The following is a 21,736-nucleotide window of genomic DNA, read 5'->3' on the forward strand; positions in this document are numbered from 1 at the left end:
CGTCTTATCTGCGTCAGTCTCCTCTGACTCTTCCGGCAACTGGCTGTAGTATGTATCAAAGATACCCCAGATGATCTGTTGTCTTTCTTTAGCTTCCTCTTCGCTTGTCCCTTCGCCCCTGAAATACTGATAATTCAAAGCAAGGTGTTCGAGACATTTCTTCCTGTGCGGCTCATCACAAGCTTTTATCCTGTCCTCTTCATGGAGAGCGTTCTTGAAGTTGGGACCCCCGTACCCGTCCCTCAAAGCAATGAGAGAACTTTTTTGCGGTTGGTCGAGCATATATCTGCGCATGTCAAAGAGAAAAAAATCTTTTGTCTGGAAAAGCACTTTGGCGACATTAAACGTCTTTTCCGGATAGGCCAGGACAATGCTTGTTACTATCGCCGGAATGGAGGCTGATTTTGAATTGCGCAACAGATAGAGAAGCCAGCTTTCCAGTATATTGGAATCCACATCTTTCCAGTTCTCAAGGAAATACTTTTCCAGCGCCATATGGATTGATTGGAGAAGATCAGTAGATTCCTGCGATCCCCGATACGTACACCATAACCGGTCGCATATATATTGCTTGATAAACTGACCGTCTTCAATAAAGACGTCCGTCTCTTGAACTTCATTTGCCGCAAAACGCGATTGAGCAAAGCATTCCACGGTCTTGTTCGTAAAGGATAAGATGAAGTCAACTGTTTTCTGCAGCGCAAACTGCAGCAGCCAATAGATTGGTGTCTGATACGGGCTGGCGGGGAAATAATCATGATGGGTTCTATGCAGACAGAAATTATCTTCGATGTACATCCGATGGTAATGATAACCCTCTTCTTGGGGCGGACGATACCAGAACAAGTCGGCCAGTTGCAAGACATATTCCGAAAGAGTTATCCAGACAGGAAGAGCTTCCATGTCGGTCAGGATTGCTTTCATCAGATCGTAATAGGGGTCTCGATGGTTGTTCCACCTGTTTTTCAAGACCTCTCCGAAAATTCCCTCCAATTCAGGTTTGATTATAGCGGCTCCGTGGAGGATCGTTTGTAACAGGTTTCCCTTATCATCGTCACGGGACAGATAGACATTCCCTTCGATGGCCCACTGATAATACTTGAGTGCTATCAGACTGGATAATCGTGTCGTCTCCCCCTTTTTGACCTTTTGGTTCCATTCATGGATCACCGGGAGGACGAAATGGATATTTTTGATTCCTATCCTGTCAAGATTGTTATAGATAAATCGTATTGCACTTTGCCAGCCTGACCCTTTCGGTTTGGTCAACACATATTTGATGGCCAGCAGATTCAAGTCACTGACTCCGAGCTGCTTAAGGATGTCATAATCAACTTCCTTGCAAGCCAGTCGCAGCAGAAATGTCAGTCTCTTTAATAACTCCTGATCATTTCCAAGCAGCTCCTCCTTGAACAGTTCAAAAAATGCTGCCGAATGATCGGAAAGCAAAACGGATATCCATAACTCGTCTTTCCAAAATTTGGCAATGCTATCTCCCTTGATAATTTCCCCAATAAAGTGCCTGATGGACTGATCTTCCAACAGCAAACGTTCGGATACCCAAGTCCGGAAACTGCGGCGGACTGGCAACGACTCGCCGATCCGTTCGAAGAACTCCTTGTTGTGCGCCTTGCGGATATAATCGGCGGCAATCTTCTTTTCTAACGCCCATTCCTCGTAAATATCATGTGTGATGAAATATCCAGCCGTCTCATAACCGAGAATTCCATCCTTGACCAATGCATCTAAAATCTGTGCATCACAGACCGGGGTGACGAAGAATTGGCCCTCATTAGCCCGCTGGAAAGCGGTTGCCAAGAAACATTGTTCCCTGGCCGGAATCTTTTTGACGATTATCCTGCTCCACAGCTTTTCTTTGAAGTTCACATAGTCGATGTTCTCTCCGGCATAGAATCTCAGATATTCGCTCAAATAAAAAGGATTCTTGATCAGCTCCAATAACTTGGCGTCTTCTGGAAGGTTGAAACCATTGGTCTGGGCTATTGCTACTAATTCTTTGTGATCCAGGTTACGTATGTCGAAATTGCCCGGCCTGATCTTATAGATATCAATGAAGTCATAGTTCAAGTCTGCCAAATAGTTGTTCCGAGTGGTGAAAATGATCTGCCAGTTATCTTTTATGAGAACTGCCAGGAATTCCTTAAAAGGATCGGTGTTGGTCAAGTCCAACAGCTTTTCAGCGGAATCGATGACGACGATCTTGTGGGTTTCTTCCCGGTGGGCATCTGCAAAATCCTCTAAGCCATATTCCTTAAACAGGTCATTAATGCTGTTCTTGTTGAACTCGCTGGCCTTGAAGACGTAGAAAGGAATACCGTTTTTCCCACTTTCATGAAGTTTCTTGATAACCGCTGTCTTGCCCACGCCGCCGACACCGCTTACAACCAGAATTTGTTTTTGGTTCAAATTCTCACGCAGTTGGTCTAAAAGCTCGACTCTGTTTATCTCGATCTTCTTGCCTTCGAAATCTATATCGGTCTGAATTTCCAACAACACATTTTCGGTGTGTCTCTGCTTCTCGTTTAGTAGGTCAAAGATGCTTTTATCGGGAGAGAAAAAATGTTTGGCAATTTTTTCATTCTCGACTGTTACCAAGGGCGACTCGAAAAAACCTGCTGTTCTCCATACTATTTCAATGCCCGAATCCTTAGCCTTTTGATCGACTTCTTTCTTATCCTTGGAATCATTGTCTTTCTTGCCTTGTCCCCATTTCTGGTTAGTGTAGAAAATGATCTTAGTCAGGTCGGGATAATCTCTTTTGCTTTTGGCAATCATGCCTTTCAGATCAGGCTTGTTGTCGGACAACTTGGTGCCATAGAATTTGGCCTGCCAGCCAATTACTTCATCGTCTTTGGTTATTGGGTCAGTCTCTATTCCCGATTGGTTCTTATAACTGAAAATACCGGCAGCCATTTTGAATTCTTGGCAGAACAGCAAATAGCAGAACCACTCAAAATACCTTTGAGGATTGTCATTGAATTTTGCCTGAAAAGTATGCCAGTTCGGTTTGATCATATAGTTCTATCCCATTAACCGGATCGGTTATCATCTTAGTATCTACCTGAATTGCATATCAGTATGACTGGATCGTGTAAAGAATATTCAGGGCAAAATACTTTGAAAATTGATTTGCCAAAAGTTAACCACCCTTGTATCAGACTATATTTTTTGGACACTTAGGTTTTCGGGCGTTATCCATGATACAAGCAAGGAATACCAAATTCCGCAATAATGGTATGATTGAACTCTTTTCAGTAAATTCTCCAACCACCATATATTGTGCCCTGAATTGAAACGCTAAGAATCAGTTTGATTGAAGATTAACAATTCTCTCTCGAAAATTGCAACAATCAATTTAATGAAGAGAACGAACTCAAACGATATGAAACCGAAAAGAAATTGGCCGCCCTACACCTTGCACTTTTAAAAGAGCAGACCGGCGTCATCAAAGCAAATCTTGCCTTCGATCCTCAAGATTTAAACAACCAGTTGGATAGTGTCAAAGAGAAGCGGACTGAGCTTGGAAAAGAAACCGAGCGCCTGCGGTCTGAACAGGAAATCGTTGAAAGAAAATGGACGAGCAATCAGTCACGTTGCGCAAGTTGACTGTGGCTTTTATCATCCTCCTGCTGGGTATGGCGGCAGCAAAATACTCTCTTTCCATTATCCGCACCAGATTTGCTGCTTAAATCACAATTCAAAGAGACAACGGCTTCAGCAGTTCACAAACTCATGTCTTATACCGCCTATCTTCTGGTGTTTTTGTTCGCCCTGCGAATGGTAAACATTCCCTTGACCGCATTCGCTTTTCTGGGCGGCGCAATAGCAGTCGGAATGGGCTTTGGTGCCCAGAACCTGATCAACAACTTTATTTCCGGATTTATGATTATAGGTGAACGGCGCGAAATTGAAAGCAATGTGCGGTTTAAAATAGATCAGCTATTTTCAGAAGCAGGTCTTGTCATTGCCTTTCCCCAAAGAGATGTCCATTTGGACACCTTGAAACCGCTGCAGATAAACATCGAACACGGCCCAAAAAACTAAAAAAAACAACATCATCAACAAGCTATCTTGATTACAGGCATCGGGTGTGCTATTAGACTCCAGCCATGAAAATTGTACCCCGGCGCTGCGGACGTCGTAACGTTGGGGAGTAGCGTCAGTATATACGATAACACCTTGCACAGTATCCGCCAGGGACAATACACCACTATGACATCGCAACTTGATTTAGTTAGGGCTATTCATAATATCAGCCGGCCGCAACTGCTTATAAAAAGTTTTGACGGGATACATATCAGCCGGCCATCACAAAGCAATATGGCCTCGCTGTCAGAGCAGATCTATGTGCCGGCCATACGCCCGGAAAACCTTGGGGATTCGGAATTTAAGCGGCGTCATGGTTTAAAATATGCCTATGTGGCCGGTGCCATGGCCAACGGCATCGCGTCCACAGCACTTGTGAAGACCATGGGCGAAAACGGGATGCTCGGCTTTTTTGGTGCCGGCGGATTAAGCCTTGAACAAATAGAAACCGCCATTCTTGAACTCAAGACCGGTCTTGGGGACAAACCCTTTGGATTCAATCTGATCCACAGTCTGGCAGACCCGGAACATGAAATGGCAACGGTAAAACGCTATCTTGACCATGGGGTCACTCTGATATCTGCAGCAGCCTTCCTGCGTATCACCCTGCCTTTAGTATATTATCGTGTCAAAGGCATCCATCGAAACAACCAAGGTGACATTGTCACCCCAAACCGCGTTATTGCAAAAGTGTCACGCATTGAAGTGGCCCGGCAGTTTTTCGCACCACCACCGGAAAAGCTGCTTGAGCAGTTGGTTGACCGGCAGATGATCACTTCAGATGAAGCAATGCTTGCCGCTCACATCCCCATGGCCCAGGACCTCACCGCCGAGGCTGATTCGGGCGGACACACAGATAACCGCCCTGCCCTGACGCTTTTACCAACGTTCATTGCCCTAAAGAACGAAGCCATGGCAACATATAATTTTCAAAGCCCGCTATGTGTCGGGCTTGGCGGCGGCATTGCCACTCCGGAATCCGCCTCTGCCGCTTTCAGCATGGGTGCCGCATATATCCTTACCGGCTCCATTAACCAGGCATGTGTGGAGGCCGGTATCTGTGAAGAGGTTAAAAAACTGCTCGGCCAGGCCGAACAGGCCGACGTTGCCATGGCTCCTTCCGCAGACATGTTTGAAATCGGCGCACGGGTTCAGGTGCTTAAACGCGGGACGTTGTTTCCTGTACGGGCGGAAAAACTGTATCAATTTTACAAAAACTATGCCTGTTTTGCTGACCTTCCCCCGGCTGCCCAAAAGGAGATTGAGGATAAATTCCTATTAACTTCGTTTGATGCAGCATGGCAGTCCACCCGGGATTTTTTCCTGTCACGGGGACAACAGCAGGAGGTGGATCGAGCAGAGCGGGATCCGTCCCACAAAATGGCCCTGGTTTTCAGATCCTATCTTGGTCAGTCTTCCAGGTGGGCAATCCAGGGTAATCCCCAGCGTAAGATGGACTACCAGATCTGGTGCGGCCCTGCCATGGGTGCATTCAACCAATGGGCCAAAGGCAGCTTCCTTGAACCCCATACCAACCGGTTTGCAGCAGAGATCGCCATGAATCTCCTCACCGGGGCCTGTGTTGTCACCAGGGCCGCATTTGCAAGGGCCCAGGGCATTGAACTGCCCCCCGGTGCAGGACTTTTTTCTCCCATGCCCTTCGATGAAATATTAAAGCTGATTTCGTCATAACCTATGTAAAACTTTTGTCAATATCCTTGCTGGTGGATGCTCCGAGCCTCTTTGCCATATATATAGGTTCCAGATAGGTCCCAGAAAACATATTTTAAACCAGCAACAATAATTATTTTTCATATATGACACCCAAAGCCGCAACAGAAACACAGACACCTTGCACACCCAAAACGCCCATTGCCATCATCGGCATGGGCTGTATTTTTCCTGAATCCAGAAACCTGAAAGAATTCTGGAGGTTGGTGTTCAACGGCATTGATGCCATCACACAAGTTCCCCAGGACTCACACTGGCGTCTGAAAGATTATTTCAATGAAGACCCGGACTGCCCTGACCACACCTATTGCAGCAGGGGGGGGTTTTTACCGGACATTGCCTTTGATCCTTTAACCTACGGCATTCCCCCAAAAAACATCCAAGCCACGGACACGTCCCAGCTTCTGGGTCTGGAAGTGGTTCGCATGGCACTTGCCGATGCAGGCTACCCTGTGGGCCATGCCGATCTGAAAGAAAAACGGGTAAATGTAATCCTCGGAGTAACCGGCACCCAGGAACTGGTGATTCCCCTTGGCGCAAGACTTGGACATCCATTCTGGAAAAACGCCTTGGATGCAGCCGGCATCGCCCCGGATAAAAAGGAACACGTATTAAAGCTGATCAGCGATTCCTATGTCAGCTGGCAGGAAAATTCATTTCCAGGCCTTCTGGGCAATGTGGTGGCCGGAAGAATCGCCAACCGTCTGGACCTGTCAGGCACCAACACGGTGTGTGATGCAGCATGTGCAAGCTCCTTTTCCGCCATTCATACGGCGATGATGGAACTTGAAACCGGACGGTGCGATATGTCCATCACCGGCGGTGTGGATACCCTCAACGACATTTTCATGCACATGTGCTTTTCCAAAACCGGGGTATTGTCTCGCACCAGTGATGCCAGGCCCTTTTCAGTAAACGCCGACGGCACGGTACTGGGTGAAGGTATCGGCCTGCTGGTTCTCAAGCGGCTGACGGACGCCCAACGTGATCAGGACCGGATTTATGCGGTCATCAAAGGCATGGGTACGGCCAGTGACGGGCGCACCTCGGCCATATACGCCCCGGAGGCCAAAGGACAGATCAAGGCCCTGGAAAACGCCTATAGCAATGCAGGTATTTTACCCGAATCCGTGGGTCTGATTGAAGCCCACGGTACAGGCACAAGGGTGGGTGATAAGGTTGAATTTACTGCACTGAAAAATTTTTTCAAAGACAAAGCAGCCGGATCCACGGCCATAGGATCGGTGAAATCCATGATCGGCCACACCAAGGCCGCAGCCGGTGCCGCAGGCATGATCAAGGCAGCCCTGGCCCTGCACCACAAGATTCTCCCTCCCACACTCAAAGCCCAAACCCCTGACCCGGATCTGGATATACTGAACTCCCCCTTCTATCTCAACCAGACCTCCAGGCCATGGATCGGCGGCGGCGCAATGAATTCCTTGAGGTGTTCCGGTGTTTCCGCCTTTGGATTCGGCGGATCAAACTTCCATGCCGTGCTTGAAGAGTATACGCCTGAAAAGACCAATATCTCCTGGGACGGCACTGTGCAGATCCTGGCGCTTTCCGGAAAGAGCAAAAAAGAAATTATTAAAAAGCTCAACAGCATTTCTGAAGCCATACAACCATATGATAGTAGGGACAAGTCCGCTTTTAACCAGGCCATTGCCTGGCAGGCAGCGCAATCCAGAAAAGCCTTTTCATCAAAACATGATGTGAGGCTCTTAATTTTGCTCTCTGACCAGGATGATGTTTTTGAACGGATGACCCAGGCAAAAGGTGCGGTCAATGGCGAACAACCTGCCAAACCGCCTATATTCTTCGGGCAGGGGAAAGCATCAGGGAAGCTGGGATTTGTCTTCCCGGGCCAGGGAAGCCAATACACCGGAATGGCCGGTCAGATTATGTCTGTTTTTCCCGAAAGCCTTCAAATACTTGAGATGGCCCAGTCCTGTGTCACGAATACGGATGCGGAAGATGACAGCGTGCTCTCCGCCTATATCTATCCGCCGCCGGAATATGCCATGGATAAAAAATCCGCCGAGGCAGCCCTGCGTCAGACCCGCATCGCCCAGCCCGCCATTGGTGCGGTCTCTTTATCCATGGTGAAAATTCTCTCCCGGTTCAAGGTAATACCCCAGATGACCTGCGGCCACAGTTACGGAGAATTGTGCGCATTATATGCCGCCGGCTGGATTGATGACAAGACGTGTCTTGAACTTTCGGCTGCCCGGGGCAACTTCATGGCCAAGGCCGGTCAAAGAGCCGGTGATCCAGGCAGCATGCTCGCAATCCAGGCCCCCATTGAAAAGATCGAAGCCCTCATTAAAGAAGAAAAACTAGATCTTGTCCTGGCCAATAAGAACAGCCCGGTTCAGGGCGTGTTATCCGGGGAGACCCAACAGATCCTCAAAGCTGAAAAAATATGCAAAAGCCACAACATGCGGGCCGTCAAACTGCCTGTGGCCGCAGCGTTTCACAGCCACCTGGTGTCAGATGCCGCAGCGCCGTTCAATAAGTTGACACGGAAAGCAACCATCACGCCGACACAAATTAACGTATTATCCAATACAACCGGCTCGCCCTATCCTGAAGACTCAGCCCAGGCCCAGGATCTTTTAGGCCGGCAGTTGATGCACCCGGTGGATTTCATTGGTGACATCAAACAGATGCATGAGCGAGGCGTTGACACCTTTGTGGAGATTGGGCCCAAGTCTGTTCTGTGCGGCTTGATTCAATCCATTTTAAAAGACCGTGATGTACAGACCATTGCCTTAGATAAATCAGCTGGAAAATCAGCCGGAAGAAATTCGGGCATCCAGGATCTGGGGACGGGATTATGCACCCTTGCCGCCTTAGGTCACCCTGTGGATCTTTCCGCCTGGGAGGAAGATGCGGCACAGCCTGAGTCTAAAAAACTTATTATTATGCTCAACGGAGCCAATGCAAAGCCCCCGTTACCTGAAATACCTCCGACGGAAGGCATTCAGACTGAACAGACACCTGTTCATGCCCATAGCCGGCCATTACAAGCCCGGGCAGCGCAAGATTACAAAAACGAAAACATTGGACTGGATTCATCTGTTAATACAACGGTTTCAACCCAACAGAGATCCACCACACAAGGAAATACCATGACATCTTTTCCACACCCTGAATTTAACGAGACCCAACCCCAAACAACGTCAAATTCAATCCAACATGTGACTGCAAACCAGATTCCGGCGAACCCGGATATCCTTGTCCAGGGGCTCAATGCCATGCAGCAGCTCCAGGCCCAGACCGCCCGTGCCCATGAAAAGTTTTTGGAGACCCAGGCCCAGGCGGGCAAGGCCTTAGCCGCACTGATGTCACAAACCCGTGGACAGGTGTTCACCCCGGCAGCCCCTGCAATTCAACCGCCGGCCCCAGCCCGGGCAGAGGCCCTGCCATACCGGCAGCCCCAGATCTCTGAGCCGGCTGCATTACCATCAATTCAGAAAACAACATCAAAGCCCGACGCTTCTCAGGTCCGCCTCACCCAGCCATCAGCAGCACAGGTGACGCCTGAACCCACGGCGGCTGCGGCTGCTCCGGAGGTTAAAAACCTCCTGTTTGAAATTGTCAGCCGTTTAACAGGGTTCCCGGTGGAGATGCTGGAACCAGAAATGGATATTGAATCGGACCTCGGCGTTGACTCCATTAAAAAGGTGGAGATCATTTCGGAACTTGAAAAAGCATTTCCCGACAAAGAGGATCTATCCGCCCAACGCCTGGGTTCAGTCAAAACCCTTGGAGATATCTGTACGGCTGTTGAAACAGATCAGGGAAAGACCACTGTGCCCGAGCAAGCAACCGCGCCCACGCGCAATGGGCAAAACAAGTCGAAAAACAACCAGCCGGCCCAAGATACCCTTGGCATTCTGGTCAACATCATCAGTGAATTAACAGGGTTCCCCAAAGAGATGCTCGAACCCGGAATGAATCTTGAATCGGATCTTGGCATTGACTCCATAAAACGGGTTGAGATTTTGTCACGACTCGAACAGGAGAAGCCCGACTCCAGGGCATTGTCGCCGGATGATATGGGCAGCTTAAAAACCATAGCCGACATCATAAATTACTTAACACCTGAACAAACAACGGTTTCCAAAGAAACCGCTAAAAAAAAACTTCACATGACCCCATAAGTGACCCAAGCCAGGCGGGAAAGGCTGAAAAAACAAAAATAAAGGCGCTTGGCAGACAAGAAGTCGTACTTACAGCCTTCCCCACCCATCAGGTCCGCTTCTATAATGGGTCAAGAATTCACATACCTGCCGGTAAAACCATTTACCTGACAAGGGATAGTGCAGGCATTGCCACGGCATTTGAAAAGGCGTTTAAAAAACTTAATATAGCCGCACGGATTATTGATGCCACCCCGCAGAACATTCCGGATCTGCCCGATGCGGCAGGGCTTGTCCTTATACCGGACACCTTTTGCCAACCCGGCGACGATGCTGTGGCAAGTCAGTTTCTTTTGACGGCTTTCAGCCTGGCCTCAAAAAACGGCCCCCGCCTGACAGCAAGCGCCAAGGCAGGCGGCAGCTTCATGACCTGTATCAGCTTTCTTGGCGGCGGCTTTGGGTTTAAAAATTTTAAAACACAAATCAGCCCTGTTTACGGTGGCATGGCAGGCCTTGCCAAAACAGCCGCCCTTGAATGGAAATCGGTCCTTTGCCGGGCCCTTGACCTGCCATTTGATAAAAAAGCCATAAAAGAAAACGCCGAAGCCGCCGCAGGGTTGATGCTGACCCGGGGGGCCGTGGAAATGGGGCTTGACGGCGAGCAATGTTACATTCCAGAACTTGTCTCAAAACCTGTCAGGGAACCTTTGGAAATTTGCCTGGACAAATCCGATGTTGTTGTAATTTCCGGCGGTGCCAGGGGCGTTACCGCAGCGTGTGCCATTGCCCTTGCCGGGCAGTGTCAATCGAAAATAGCCCTTTTCGGCAGATCTGAACCGCCCTTTGACGAACCGGCATGGCTTAAAGGCATGGATACACCCGCCCAAATGAAAAAAGCCATTTTTGCCAATGCCTTTGAAAAAGAAAAGCCAACACCTGCCCGGGTGGAGGCGGAATATCGCCATTTTGCCTCAAACCGCGACATTAAAGCCAATCTGGAACGTATACAAAAATGGGGCAATGAGGTTGCCTACTACTGTGTGGACATCCGGGATAAAGCCCTTGTCAACGCGGCCATGGAGAAGGTGACCGAGCAGTTGGGTCCGGTGACCGCACTGATTCATGGGGCTGGTGTCCTTGAGGATAAATTGATCTGTGAAAAAACACCCGACCAATTTAAAAATGTGTTTGGCACCAAAATCAACGGGCTTTTTGCGCTTCTTTCATCAGTGGATCAAGATAAACTCAAGTACCTGGTTATGTTCTCATCGGTTGCGGCAAGATTCGGCAATACCGGCCAATGCGACTACGCCATGGCCAACGAAGTGCTCAATAAAATCGCCCAGGCCAAACAGATCACCCATCCCCATTGCAGGGCTTTGGCCATCAATTGGGGACCCTGGGACGGCGGCATGGTCACGGAGAGCCTGAAACGGGAATTTGAAAAACGTCAGATTGAACTGATTCCCATCCAGGCCGGCGCACAACAGATGGTCGCGGAAATGGGCAATGCCGACAGGTCCTGCGTTGAGGTCGTTGTCGGGGGCACGATATCTTCGGACGTGCCGGAACGATCTTGCGCAATGAATAAGGTTCTGTCCCAGACCTTCAGCAGCCGGGACAGTTGTATCATTGAAGACCATAAAATTGATAATGCACCGGTTGTTCCCCTGGCCTTAATGGTGGATCTGCTGGCCTGCGGAGCCGAGAGAAACAATCCAGGTCTGCAATGTGCCGGAATGGAAAAGGTGCGTCTGCTCAAAGGGATTGTGCCCGGCAATGACAAAACAGAGGTCCAGGTGGACATTGGAAAATGCGTCTCCATTGATCATCAGCTCTTTACACCCGCTCGTATTACCTCTTTGGGTAAAAACGGATTAACAATCCAGCACGCCGGGGCCCAGGTGTTATTGGCAGAGAAGCTGCCCCAACCACCGGTTTTATCAAAATCAGCAGCCATGGATCTTGCCCCCTGGAACATCACTATGGACCAGGCCTATGAAACCATTCTTTTCCATGAAGGCGCCCTGCAATGCATTACCGAAATTTGCGGGGTGTCGTCCAAGGCAATTGAGGTGATGACAACCACAGCACCTGACATCAGCGAATGGTATAAAACACCCCATGCAAAGCAATGGACCATGGACCCGATGGTTTTGGATGCGGCCTTCCAGGCGGCTATTTTGTGGACCTTCCATAATTGCGGACAAGTCTGCCTGCCTGCAAGCTTTGCCGATTTGCGGCTTTTTGACGCTTTTCCCAAACAAAGCGGACAGAAGGTTCGGATAGTCTTTACGGTCAACCACCAAGGTCAGCATAAAATCAAAGGATATTTTACATTCCTTGATGAAAACAAAACGGTTATTGCAAGCATGATGGGATTTGAAGCCATCATGGACCCAGGGTTGCTTGATAAATTCAAATCCAGACCCCTGTTTGACCGGGATAAAATTTTAGCTTTTGCCCAGGGCAATCCATCCGAGGCATTTGGAGAACCCTATAAAATTTTTGACAAAACGCGTGAAATTGCAAGACTGCCAAGACCACCCTACTTTTTTATGGACGCGGTGACAAAAGCAGACCACCCGGCCTGGCAGACCGCACCCGGCGGGTGGATAGAAACCACCTACAAAATTGATAAAGACGCATGGTATTTCGCAGCCAACCATAGCGATACCATGCCTTTTTGCATTCTTCTTGAAGTGGCCCTTCAACCCTGTGGCTGGCTTGCGGCCTATGGCGGTGCATCCCTGATCAGTGAAGAACGTCTGCATTTCAGAAACCTTGGGGGAAAAGCCAAACGGATCAAAAATCTGACCCGGATCTCCGGATTGGTAAAAATCCGTGTCAGAATGACCGACGTTTCCAAGGCCGGCGGCATGATCATCCAAAACTTTGATATGGATGTGCAAAACAAGGGAGAATCTGTTTACACAGGCACCACCAATTTTGGATTTTTTACGGCTGATGCGTTATCCAAACAGGTGGGAATCAGGGACCCCCGGGCGCTATTGCCCCTTGAAAACAATACCCAACAGCCTGAAACAATATTTGAAGATCATGCACCCTTGACCCCGGAAGATCAAAATATCGGTCCCAATACGGGGATGCCGGCAAAAGCCTTACGAATGATAGACAAAATTACCTTTCTTGATTTCAAAGCAGGCTTGCACGGCCAGGGGCTGATTCAAGGTGAAAAACAAGTGGACCCTGATGAGTGGTTCTTCCACGCCCATTTTTATCAGGATCCGGTCTGCCCGGGGTCGCTAGGCATAGAATCATTCATCCAGCTGATCAGATTTTTCATGATCAAAAAATTCGATCTTGCCCCGGAGAAGTTTGCCCCTGCCATTGATGAAGGAGATGAACATGAATGGACATACCGGGGACAGATCATCCGCTCGAATTCAAACATTGTTGTCCAGGCCCACATAAGCGCATTCACCATGGATGAAACAGGTTGCCGGGCAACGGCTGACGGTACCCTAAGTGTGGACGGGATATGCATATATGAAATGAAAAATTTCTGTTTTTCTTTCAAAGGAACGCCATGCAGCACTATGTTGCCAGACAGGACCGACTCCGGGTGGATGCCTCATCATGGCAGAACCCCCCATGGAATGCCGTCTCCAGCCAGAAACTGACCTGCCATATGGGAGAACGTCCCCGCCACTTCCCGGACACCCGGGTCAAGCTGGCCTATGACGACCAGGCCCTTTACCTGATGTTCCGGGTTCAGGACCGGTATATCCAGGCCCTGGCCCGGACCGATCAGGATCGCGTATACCAGGACAGCTGCGTCGAATTCTTCTTTACTCCGGGGCCGGACCCGGACCAGGGGTACTTCAACCTTGAGATAAACTGCGGGGGCACCATCCTGTTTCACTTCCAGACCCTGCCCAGGAAAGATCCCGTTGAAATCCCGGTATCAGACTGTGCCCGGATCCTTCGGGACGCCTCCCTGCCCAAGATTGTGAGCCCAGAGGTCCAGGATCCAGTACTCTGGTTTCTGAGTGCCAGAATCCCCTTTGACCTGCTTTCCTCGTACACGGCCGTAACTCACCCCGAACCGGGCAAGGCCTGGCGGGCCAACTTTTACAAATGTGCGGACAACACCTCCCACCCCCACTGGCTGACCTGGGCGCCGGTGGACCTGCCGGCCCCGGACTTTCACCATCCCCGGGCCTTTGGCGCCCTCTGCTTCCAATGACGCCAGGAAAAAGCGTCCTCCGGAGAGACGGTATCACAGGTAATTGTTGACAGGCGGATTCCATGCCGGCGCAATGCGGGTACCATTTGCATCGGCATTAACATCCGGGATGCTCTGCCGAGCGACATATTGCAAGGAATTATTTTGACGCGTCTGGGCTTCATCGACGATGTCGTTTGGCCAGGCGAAAACCTACCGCATTGGCCGGCGCCCTAATGGTAATGGTCCCTTGGCTGCCGCTATTGAGTGGGGCTGGGGCCACAGAGAGATTGGCCTGGGGATCGTCACCACCACTGATTTTCAGCAACTTGGTAGCTTCTCGTCGGGACGGCCAGTGGCTGAGCGTGACGAATAGATACCTTCCTTCCTTCGGATTTTGGAACGATTTTACCTTGTCAAACATATTGAACGTGTACGATATAAATTAAGTGTGTTAAGTTGGAACTTTAAAGGCCATGCGACAGTAGGATAAAATTTTTCATATCATACACTTGACGAGTTGCCGGAATTGGTACATAACTCATATAAATTTGTATGAATTTCTAAAGCCAAACCTGCCGTAAGACAGGGACGGAAAGCCACGGGTCCTCAAAAAGAGACAGCCGGGTTGCCAATTGAAGGTAGCCTGGCTTTTTTTTTGATTGTAAAGCAAAAAATGAGGCAAGGGGGTATCAATGAGGGCATTAAAAAAGCTTATCTCTGTTTTTCAGGCGCTCTTACGCCGAACACGAATAGAAAGTGCGAATGCTTTAAAAAAACTCTGGTATATTTGCAGAAGCGTTTTAGTCGTTGTCATAAGGTTCTTAAAGCGATGGTTTGTGAAATTAACTACCGAGAGCAGGAAGATTCTATACAGCCGAGCCTTTCGAATAAACTTAGCAGTTGCCCTATTTATAGAACTGCTGGTCATTGCCGTCCCTTATCATAATCATGAAAATTTTCCGAACTGGGCCGAACCGTTAGCCAGTCGTTTGCATAATTGGATTCGCGAACAGGAAGATGTTGTTATGGACTGGATGATCAGTATGTATAGGGGAAGCGACCTTCCGGAGAAACAAATTCTGGCAGGGAAAGAACCTTATGAATTTGTATGGTTGAATATTGACGAAAAAACCCACTCCCCAGGTTGGGAAGAATCCGGATTAAACCTCAAAAAACCGGAATCAAAATGGAGTAATTCCCTTTTTACGCCTCGGGACAGACTTCTTGAGCTCATTCAATTCTCTGTAGAACATCAAGCAAAAATAGTTATCGTTGATATCAATTTAACTCATAAAACGGGTGTTGGCGGCAATACGCTCAGTGACGGAGATCGCAAACTTTATAACTATTTTAAAACCTATCCAGATAAACCTGGCCAGACGCCAATTGTTCTTGCAGCCACTATTGATGAGGATCAGGAAAAAAAGTGTCTAAAAAAGAGATCCTCTTTCCTGGATGATACGATTACAGGTAATATCTATTGGGGTACTCCCACGTTTTATGAGGAAACAGATCGTATGATCCGTCGCTTGAAACTTTGGGAAAAACTGACCTGTGAGGGGGAAGACAGCCAGGCATTTCCATCTATTCCATTCCTGACTGACGCCTTGATAAAAAACCGTGATTTGCGTCGTTTTACAGAAACTGACTTTCATGCGAAGTATTCAAGGAAGTGGGATATTGACGGCGTTTTCCGCCGAATCATCTATAGAATGCCATGGGAACTTAAAAAAAGTGAAGCCTATCCACGTATTCAGCTTAATGGTAAAATGTCAGAGCTCTTGAAGGTAATCTCGGTGAGGGATCTTTATGCCTCAGAAGGAAATATAAAAAATACAATTGAGTTTGATGGTAAAACTTCAAACGTCATGGAAGGAAATCTAAAAAATATAATCGTCATGATTGGTGCAACTTATAAAGATACCAATGATTCTTATGAAACGCCGTTGGGTAGAATGCCGGGAGCCCTGGTCATTATCAATGCAATAAATTCATTGTTTTTTGATGAAAAAATTCCTTCGTTACATATATGGCAAAAATTAGGTCTTCTGACTTTGCTTCTCTTTCTCATGTCCGTCTTTTTCACTCGATTCGACTCTTTTTTAGGAATGGTTGTCTCTTATATTGTAATTTTATTAATCTTGGTGCCTGCTATCCTTATTAGCTTTAGGGCCTGTGTTTTGTTTGATTTTGGTATTCCCTTGGGTATGGTTGGGATACTCAATACTATACCTCTTGCAAATTTTGTTTCCAAATCCGGAAAGGAGTGATTATGAAGACGAAATATCGATATTTAATCTTATGTACAACACTCATCATTGACTTGATAATTATGGGCTCCGCTCAGCCGGATTGTAAGCATAACTTCAGTCCATTGGATAATCTTTGGGAATGGGCATGTCATTTTTTTAAGGAACGGGATGATTATGAAAAAAGATGTTATATGAAGCATCTCTATACTCCAAGAAACGGAAAAAATGACTCCTTGGTCATTCCACTGTTGGAAGGGCCAAGGATATTAGCAGCCGTAAAGAGACCCTTTTGTTTAAGCTGGCAAGGCGGCAGCCCACCTTATCGAATCCGGCTGTATCATCAATATGAGCGCAAACCCTTTATTGAGCGGGAGCCGGTCAAAGAGAACAGCCTGAAGATAGAGGACCTTGCCCTCTCACCAGGTAATTACAGTCTGAACATAAATGACGCGGAAGGCAGAAAACTACAAGCAAAATTTACCGTGGTCGATCCCAATGAAGTACCACAAATGCCCTACCAGGAGGATCTCAGGCAAAGGGATTGGAGTGAAGCAGCTAAGATTACCCTGCATGCCACTTGGCTGGCGGCTCAGAACGATGGAAAGTGGATATTTGAATCTTATCAACGAGTGGCGGGATTCGCTGACGAATACCATCCTGCCTTCCTGTTGCGCAATGCATTGGCAGGTGGCCAACGACCTGTCCTGGGGCAGATGGGGGATAGTGAGCCGTCAACGCAAATAGAGCAATGATATGAAAACAATTTCTGGTTTAAAGCTTGCGCTGATATTCACGTTGGTTCTTGTTTCCTGTGCAGGAATTTTTTTGTCCGTTGACCCGGATGTGATATGGGCGGCAGACAATCCGACCCTGTCGGCAAAACAGCAACAAGTCCAGGGTATGGGTGCATTTCAACGAGGTGATTTCGAGCAGTCTGTCATCCATTGGAGAGAGGCTGTCCGCCTCTACGAAGCATCAGGTAAGACTAAAGAGACGATCGATATCCTGGTTCAGCAGGCCAATGCCTATCAGGCTCTGGGACAACACCCTTACTCCCTGGAAATTCTCGATAGAGCACGGGAACTGGCTCTGGAAATCAATGATCAAGCGTGTTTGGCAGCCATTTCTGGCAGCCAGGGTAACGCCTGCCTTTCGATAGGAGCGGTAAAAGAGGCCAAACGGCATTTAGATGAGAGTATTGCCATAGCCCGCGAAACAGGCACGATTGATATCGAAGCCTCCGGTTTGAACAACCTGGGCAATCTCCTGACCCTTCAACAGGAATACGGGGAGGCCCTCGATGCCTATGACAAGAGTATCAACTTATCCAGGGAAACCGGCAATCAGGCCCTTTTTGTGAAGACATTGATCAATGCGGCCAGGGCTGCGGTTCAATGGAGAAATCCCAGGGAGATGGAAACGTACCTGGAACTGGCCTTGACGCAAGTACGAAAATTGGAAAATTCTTATGACAAGGCTCATGGGTTGGTCGCCTTAGGTCAGATGGCCAGAGAAATTGCTTCTGAATTCACGCGCTCCTCTGGTCGATGGCGACAGCTCGCTTACCAGGCACTTACCGAGGCAGCCAACATCGCTGAGATACTTGGTAATCCCCATGTGGAATCATACGCGTTAGGCTATTTAGGTCAACTTTACGAGAATGAAAACCGAAACGATGAAGCCCTATACCTTACGCGCCGGGCTATTTTTGCGGCTCAGCAGGCAAACGCGCGGGAGATCATCTACCAATGGCAATGGCAAACCGGGCGTCTGTTAAGGGCTAAGGGAGATATTGATGGTGCCATTGCAGCTTACCAGCACGCTGTAACAAATCTTCAAACAGTCCGTCAGGATCTTTCCACCACCTGCCAAAGTGGTGATATAACATTTCGAAAAAAGGTTGGACAAATCTTCCTGGAGTTGGCAGATCTGCTCTTCAAACGTACTGAAACTCAAACAGATCCTATAGTTGTTCAAGCTGGGCTGCAAGAGGCCCGGGATACGATCGAGGTTTTAAGGAAGACTGAGCTGTGTGATTACTTTCAGGATGCATGCGTAACAGCCATGCAAAAGAAAGAAGTCCAACTTGATCATCTTGGACACATTGAAGGTCACACGGCCACAATATACCCGATTATTTTCCATGACCGCCTGGAATTACTGATAAATCTGCCGGATGAAACGATCCATCGATTTACGGTAAAAATAGACAGCAGCGAGCTTGAACAAGAGGTTAGAAATTTTCGCAATGCATTAGAAAAATGTGACGCATATAAGCTATGTGCCCAAAGGCTTTACGCCTGGCTCATCAAGCCCCTTGAAGGTGAACTGACAGCCCGGAAGATCAATACGCTGGTCTTTATTCCTGACGATTTCCTGCGCACCATCCCCATGGCAGCGCTCTACGACGGAGACTGTTTCCTGATCGACAAATACGCCGTGGCGATCATGCCGGGGCGACTTTCCATGACTAAGTCCAATGCGGTCAAACTGGAATATGCCCGGCCATTGTTGGCCGGCCTGACCAAGTCCGTACAGGGCAATCCGTCTCTGCCCAAGGTTGCTGAGGAGCTTAAAACCATTCAGGGATTATACGGCGGTAAGCAGTTACTGGATGAGAATTTTAATATCAGAAACCTCGAACAAGAACTCAAAAAAATCCCTTATACGATCGTACATATGGCGACCCATGGAAAATTCCAGGAGAATGTAAGGGAATCCTGTTTATGGACTTACGATGGTAAACTGACCATGGATGATCTGGAGACCCTTGTCGGACTCAGTCGGTTTCGGGAAAATCCGGTGGAGTTGCTTATCTTGAGTGCTTGTGAAACTGCTGCAGGGGATGACCGCGCTGCCCTGGGATTGGCGGGTGTGGCAGTCAAAGCGGGTGCCCGTAGTGCATTGGCCTCTTTGTGGTTTGTCGGGGACGAAGTGGCGGCGCTCCTGGTTCCTGAGTTTTACCGGCAACTGAAAACCCCTGGGATCTCTAAAGCTGAAGCACTGCGGCAAGCACAACTAAAGATGCTGAACCATGAACACTACCGACATCCGGGCTTCTGGTCCGCTTTCCTGTTGACCGGCAGTTGGCTCTGAGCCCTTCAGGAAGGGAACACTGAATAACGGATTGTTTGATAACCGTAAACAACACCGATAGTCGGAGAGAACAAACATGATAGCGAATCGATCCCTACACTGTATTTTCATTTTGTTCACGGCCTTGTTTCTTCATGCCTCTTTAGCTTCCCTGAGCCATGCGGAAATTACCCTTGATGGAACCGTGGGTCCCGTTGAGACGCTTTCCGGGCCAGACTTTATGATTCCCGCCGAGGCAGGCCGGCAAGTGGGTGGCAATTTATTCCACAGCTTCGGTCTATTCAACGTTAATACCGGAGAAAGCGCGACCTTTACCGGACCCAACTCCGTCGAAAATATTCTCGGAAGAGTTACAGGCGGATCAAGTTCTACCATCAATGGTCTGTTGCGGTCCGAGATTCCGGGTGCGGATTTATTTCTCATAAATCCGGCCGGAATCNNTCCTTTCACGTCAGCACGGCAGATTTTGTCAGCTTGGGAGAACATGGGCGCTTTGACGCTGTTGAGCCGGATAAGAGTTTGCTGACAGTGGCTCCACCTTCGGACTTTGGGTTTTTGGGAGACAATCCGGCAGGAATTTCCATTAAGGATGCCGATCTTGAAGTACCCAAAGGAGAAACTCTATCGTTGATAGGGGGGGATATTGAAATAACAGGGGGGAAACTGACTGCGTCAAGCGGCCGGATTAATATTGCAAGTGCTTCATCAAAGGGTAAAGTGGTCTCTCATACTTCCGATCTTGGTATGGATTCCTTTGAGGCCCTTGGAAAAATAGATATAAGTCAAGGGGCAAATATAGATGTTAGCGGCGGGGGTGGCGAAGGCGTTTTCATCCGCGGAGGCGTTTTTGCCTTATCGGATGGCTCCATAATTAATAGCAGTACCACTAGTGCAGACCCAGGGAGTGACATCAGTATTACAACTACAGACTCTGTCTCTATTTCAGACGGTAGTATAGTAGGAAGTGCTACTTCGGATCATGGCAATGCCGGTGATATTTCCATATCCGCCTCCACCTTGAAGATAGAAAGTATGGATGAAAATGCACAAAGACAAAGCGCCTTAATTACCTCGACTATAGGAGACGGAAACGCGGGTGATATTGAGTTAAAAATAAATGAAAGTATAGAAATTAGTGGCAATAGCAGAATATTTACGAGTACAGCTCAGTTATTCGGATCTCGACCTAATAAAGGCAATGCGGGAAAGATCTCAATCGAATCAGGATCGTTAAAATTAAGAGATGGCGCTACTATTGATAGTAGTAGCTTTTTATCCGAAGGGATAGGGGGTAATATATCAATAACAACAAAAGAATTAGTTACCATTTCCGGTCATCCTGTTATGGGACTATCAAGTTGTATTAGCACTATTTCCACTGGCAGTGGAAAATCAGGAAATATTGAAATTTTTACGTCTGCTTTAAAAATAGAAGATGGGTGTAAAATTAGCACTTCAACACAAGGCGACGGGAATGCCGGCCAGATTGATTTGGACATTGGGGCGATAAAATTGACGAATGGTGCGCAACTCACCAGCGAAAGTGGTTTCCAGGATGCATTGGGTAATGTAATTATCGGAACAGGTAACGCAGGTAAAATCACAGTGACTGCAGCGGACTCGGTCTCCATCTCCTCGGGCAGCTGGATCTCCAGTTCTACAATAGGAGAGGGGCATGGCGAAGAGATAACCATCACTGCTGGTGGGCCGGTCTCCCTCTCTTCCCTCAGCCGGATTGCCAGTTCTACAGCAGGCGAAGGACATGCCGGCAATATAACCATTACTGCTGGTGGACCGGTTTCTATCTCCGATTCCAGCAACTTGGAACAAGTCCGCACTGCTATTTTCACTAACACTTCTGGCAAAGGAGATGCTGGTAAAATTTTTATATCTTCACCCAACTCGAGTTTGATCATCAATGGGGGGAGTATAGAATCCGCAACCTCTGGGGATGGGAATGGGGGTGAGATCTCACTAAAGGTCGGGAGCTTGGAACTTAACGATTCTGCAGGAATCTTTAGTAATAGCGGGTCTCTGGATTCTTCCACCGGCAAGATGGTGGCGGGTCAAGGTCAGGCTGGTGAAATCAAAGTGGCTGCTGCGGACTTGGTCTCTCTCTCCTCGGGCAGCTTAATTTCCAGTTCTACCGTCGAAGGGAGTGGCGGGATGGTCTCTGTAACTACGCCCGCCCCTTTGAAAATGGATGAGAG

The 21,736-nt window shown here is 48.3% G+C and carries 12 protein-coding genes and 1 riboswitch; of the genes, 11 read left to right on the forward strand and 1 reads right to left on the reverse strand.

All coding sequences use genetic code 11. The features are described 5' to 3' along the window. Nucleotides 1–3,036, reverse strand: a 3,036-nt coding sequence (locus B3D59_RS12620) for a hypothetical protein (RefSeq protein ID WP_286820188.1), incomplete at its 3' end; no start/stop codon positions are given. Nucleotides 3,037–3,420: 384 nt separating this feature from the next. On the opposite strand from B3D59_RS12620, the gene B3D59_RS12625 reads away from it, so the two are divergent. The 11 genes from B3D59_RS12625 to B3D59_RS12675 all read left to right on the forward strand — a co-directional run. Then, entirely contained in the window at nucleotides 3,421–3,627 is a 207-nt protein-coding gene (locus B3D59_RS12625) for a hypothetical protein (RefSeq protein ID WP_286820189.1), read from the forward strand. A gap of 126 nt (nucleotides 3,628–3,753) precedes the next feature. Continuing rightward, the gene (locus tag B3D59_RS12630; protein WP_286820190.1) at nucleotides 3,754–4,065 is read left to right on the forward strand and encodes a mechanosensitive ion channel domain-containing protein; all 312 of its coding nucleotides are present in this window, start codon (nucleotides 3,754–3,756) and stop codon (nucleotides 4,063–4,065) included. Nucleotides 4,066–4,233: 168 nt separating this feature from the next. Beyond that, nucleotides 4,234–5,799, forward strand: a complete 1,566-nt coding sequence (locus tag B3D59_RS12635; RefSeq protein WP_286820191.1) for a PfaD family polyunsaturated fatty acid/polyketide biosynthesis protein — start codon at nucleotides 4,234–4,236, stop codon at nucleotides 5,797–5,799. Between the two features lie 125 nt (nucleotides 5,800–5,924). Continuing rightward, complete coding sequence (locus B3D59_RS12640) at nucleotides 5,925–10,007, forward strand: beta-ketoacyl synthase N-terminal-like domain-containing protein (protein ID WP_286820192.1); 4,083 nt, start codon at nucleotides 5,925–5,927, stop codon at nucleotides 10,005–10,007. Nucleotides 10,008–10,321: 314 nt separating this feature from the next. Then, nucleotides 10,322–13,630, forward strand: coding sequence for an SDR family NAD(P)-dependent oxidoreductase (locus B3D59_RS12645; protein WP_286820193.1), 3,309 nt, complete (start codon nucleotides 10,322–10,324; stop codon nucleotides 13,628–13,630). Then, nucleotides 13,537–14,196, forward strand: a complete 660-nt coding sequence (locus tag B3D59_RS12650) for a carbohydrate-binding family 9-like protein (RefSeq protein WP_286820194.1) — start codon at nucleotides 13,537–13,539, stop codon at nucleotides 14,194–14,196. Before B3D59_RS12645 ends, B3D59_RS12650 begins: the two co-directional genes overlap by 94 nt. A gap of 537 nt (nucleotides 14,197–14,733) precedes the next feature. Then, nucleotides 14,734–14,811: riboswitch (cyclic di-GMP riboswitch) on the forward strand. Between the two features lie 203 nt (nucleotides 14,812–15,014). Continuing rightward, complete coding sequence (locus B3D59_RS12655; RefSeq protein ID WP_286820195.1) at nucleotides 15,015–16,448, forward strand: CHASE2 domain-containing protein; 1,434 nt, start codon at nucleotides 15,015–15,017, stop codon at nucleotides 16,446–16,448. Nucleotides 16,449–16,450: 2 nt separating this feature from the next. Then, nucleotides 16,451–17,182 carry a hypothetical protein gene (locus B3D59_RS12660; protein WP_286820196.1) on the forward strand — a complete coding sequence of 244 codons (732 nt, stop codon included), beginning with the start codon at nucleotides 16,451–16,453 and terminating at the stop codon, nucleotides 17,180–17,182. A gap of 1 nt (nucleotide 17,183) precedes the next feature. Further along, nucleotides 17,184–19,526, forward strand: a complete 2,343-nt coding sequence (locus tag B3D59_RS12665; protein WP_286820197.1) for a CHAT domain-containing protein — start codon at nucleotides 17,184–17,186, stop codon at nucleotides 19,524–19,526. Nucleotides 19,527–19,602: 76 nt separating this feature from the next. After that, nucleotides 19,603–20,052, forward strand: coding sequence for a filamentous hemagglutinin N-terminal domain-containing protein (locus tag B3D59_RS12670; RefSeq protein WP_286820198.1), 450 nt, complete (start codon nucleotides 19,603–19,605; stop codon nucleotides 20,050–20,052). After that, the coding region (locus tag B3D59_RS12675; protein WP_286820199.1) for a hypothetical protein at nucleotides 20,046–21,736 on the forward strand (1,691 nt) is incomplete at its 3' end. The genes B3D59_RS12670 and B3D59_RS12675, both read left to right, overlap by 7 nt.

The organism is Desulfobacter sp. UBA2225 (assembly GCF_002348205.1).
Taxonomy (GTDB): domain Bacteria; phylum Desulfobacterota; class Desulfobacteria; order Desulfobacterales; family Desulfobacteraceae; genus Desulfobacter; species Desulfobacter postgatei.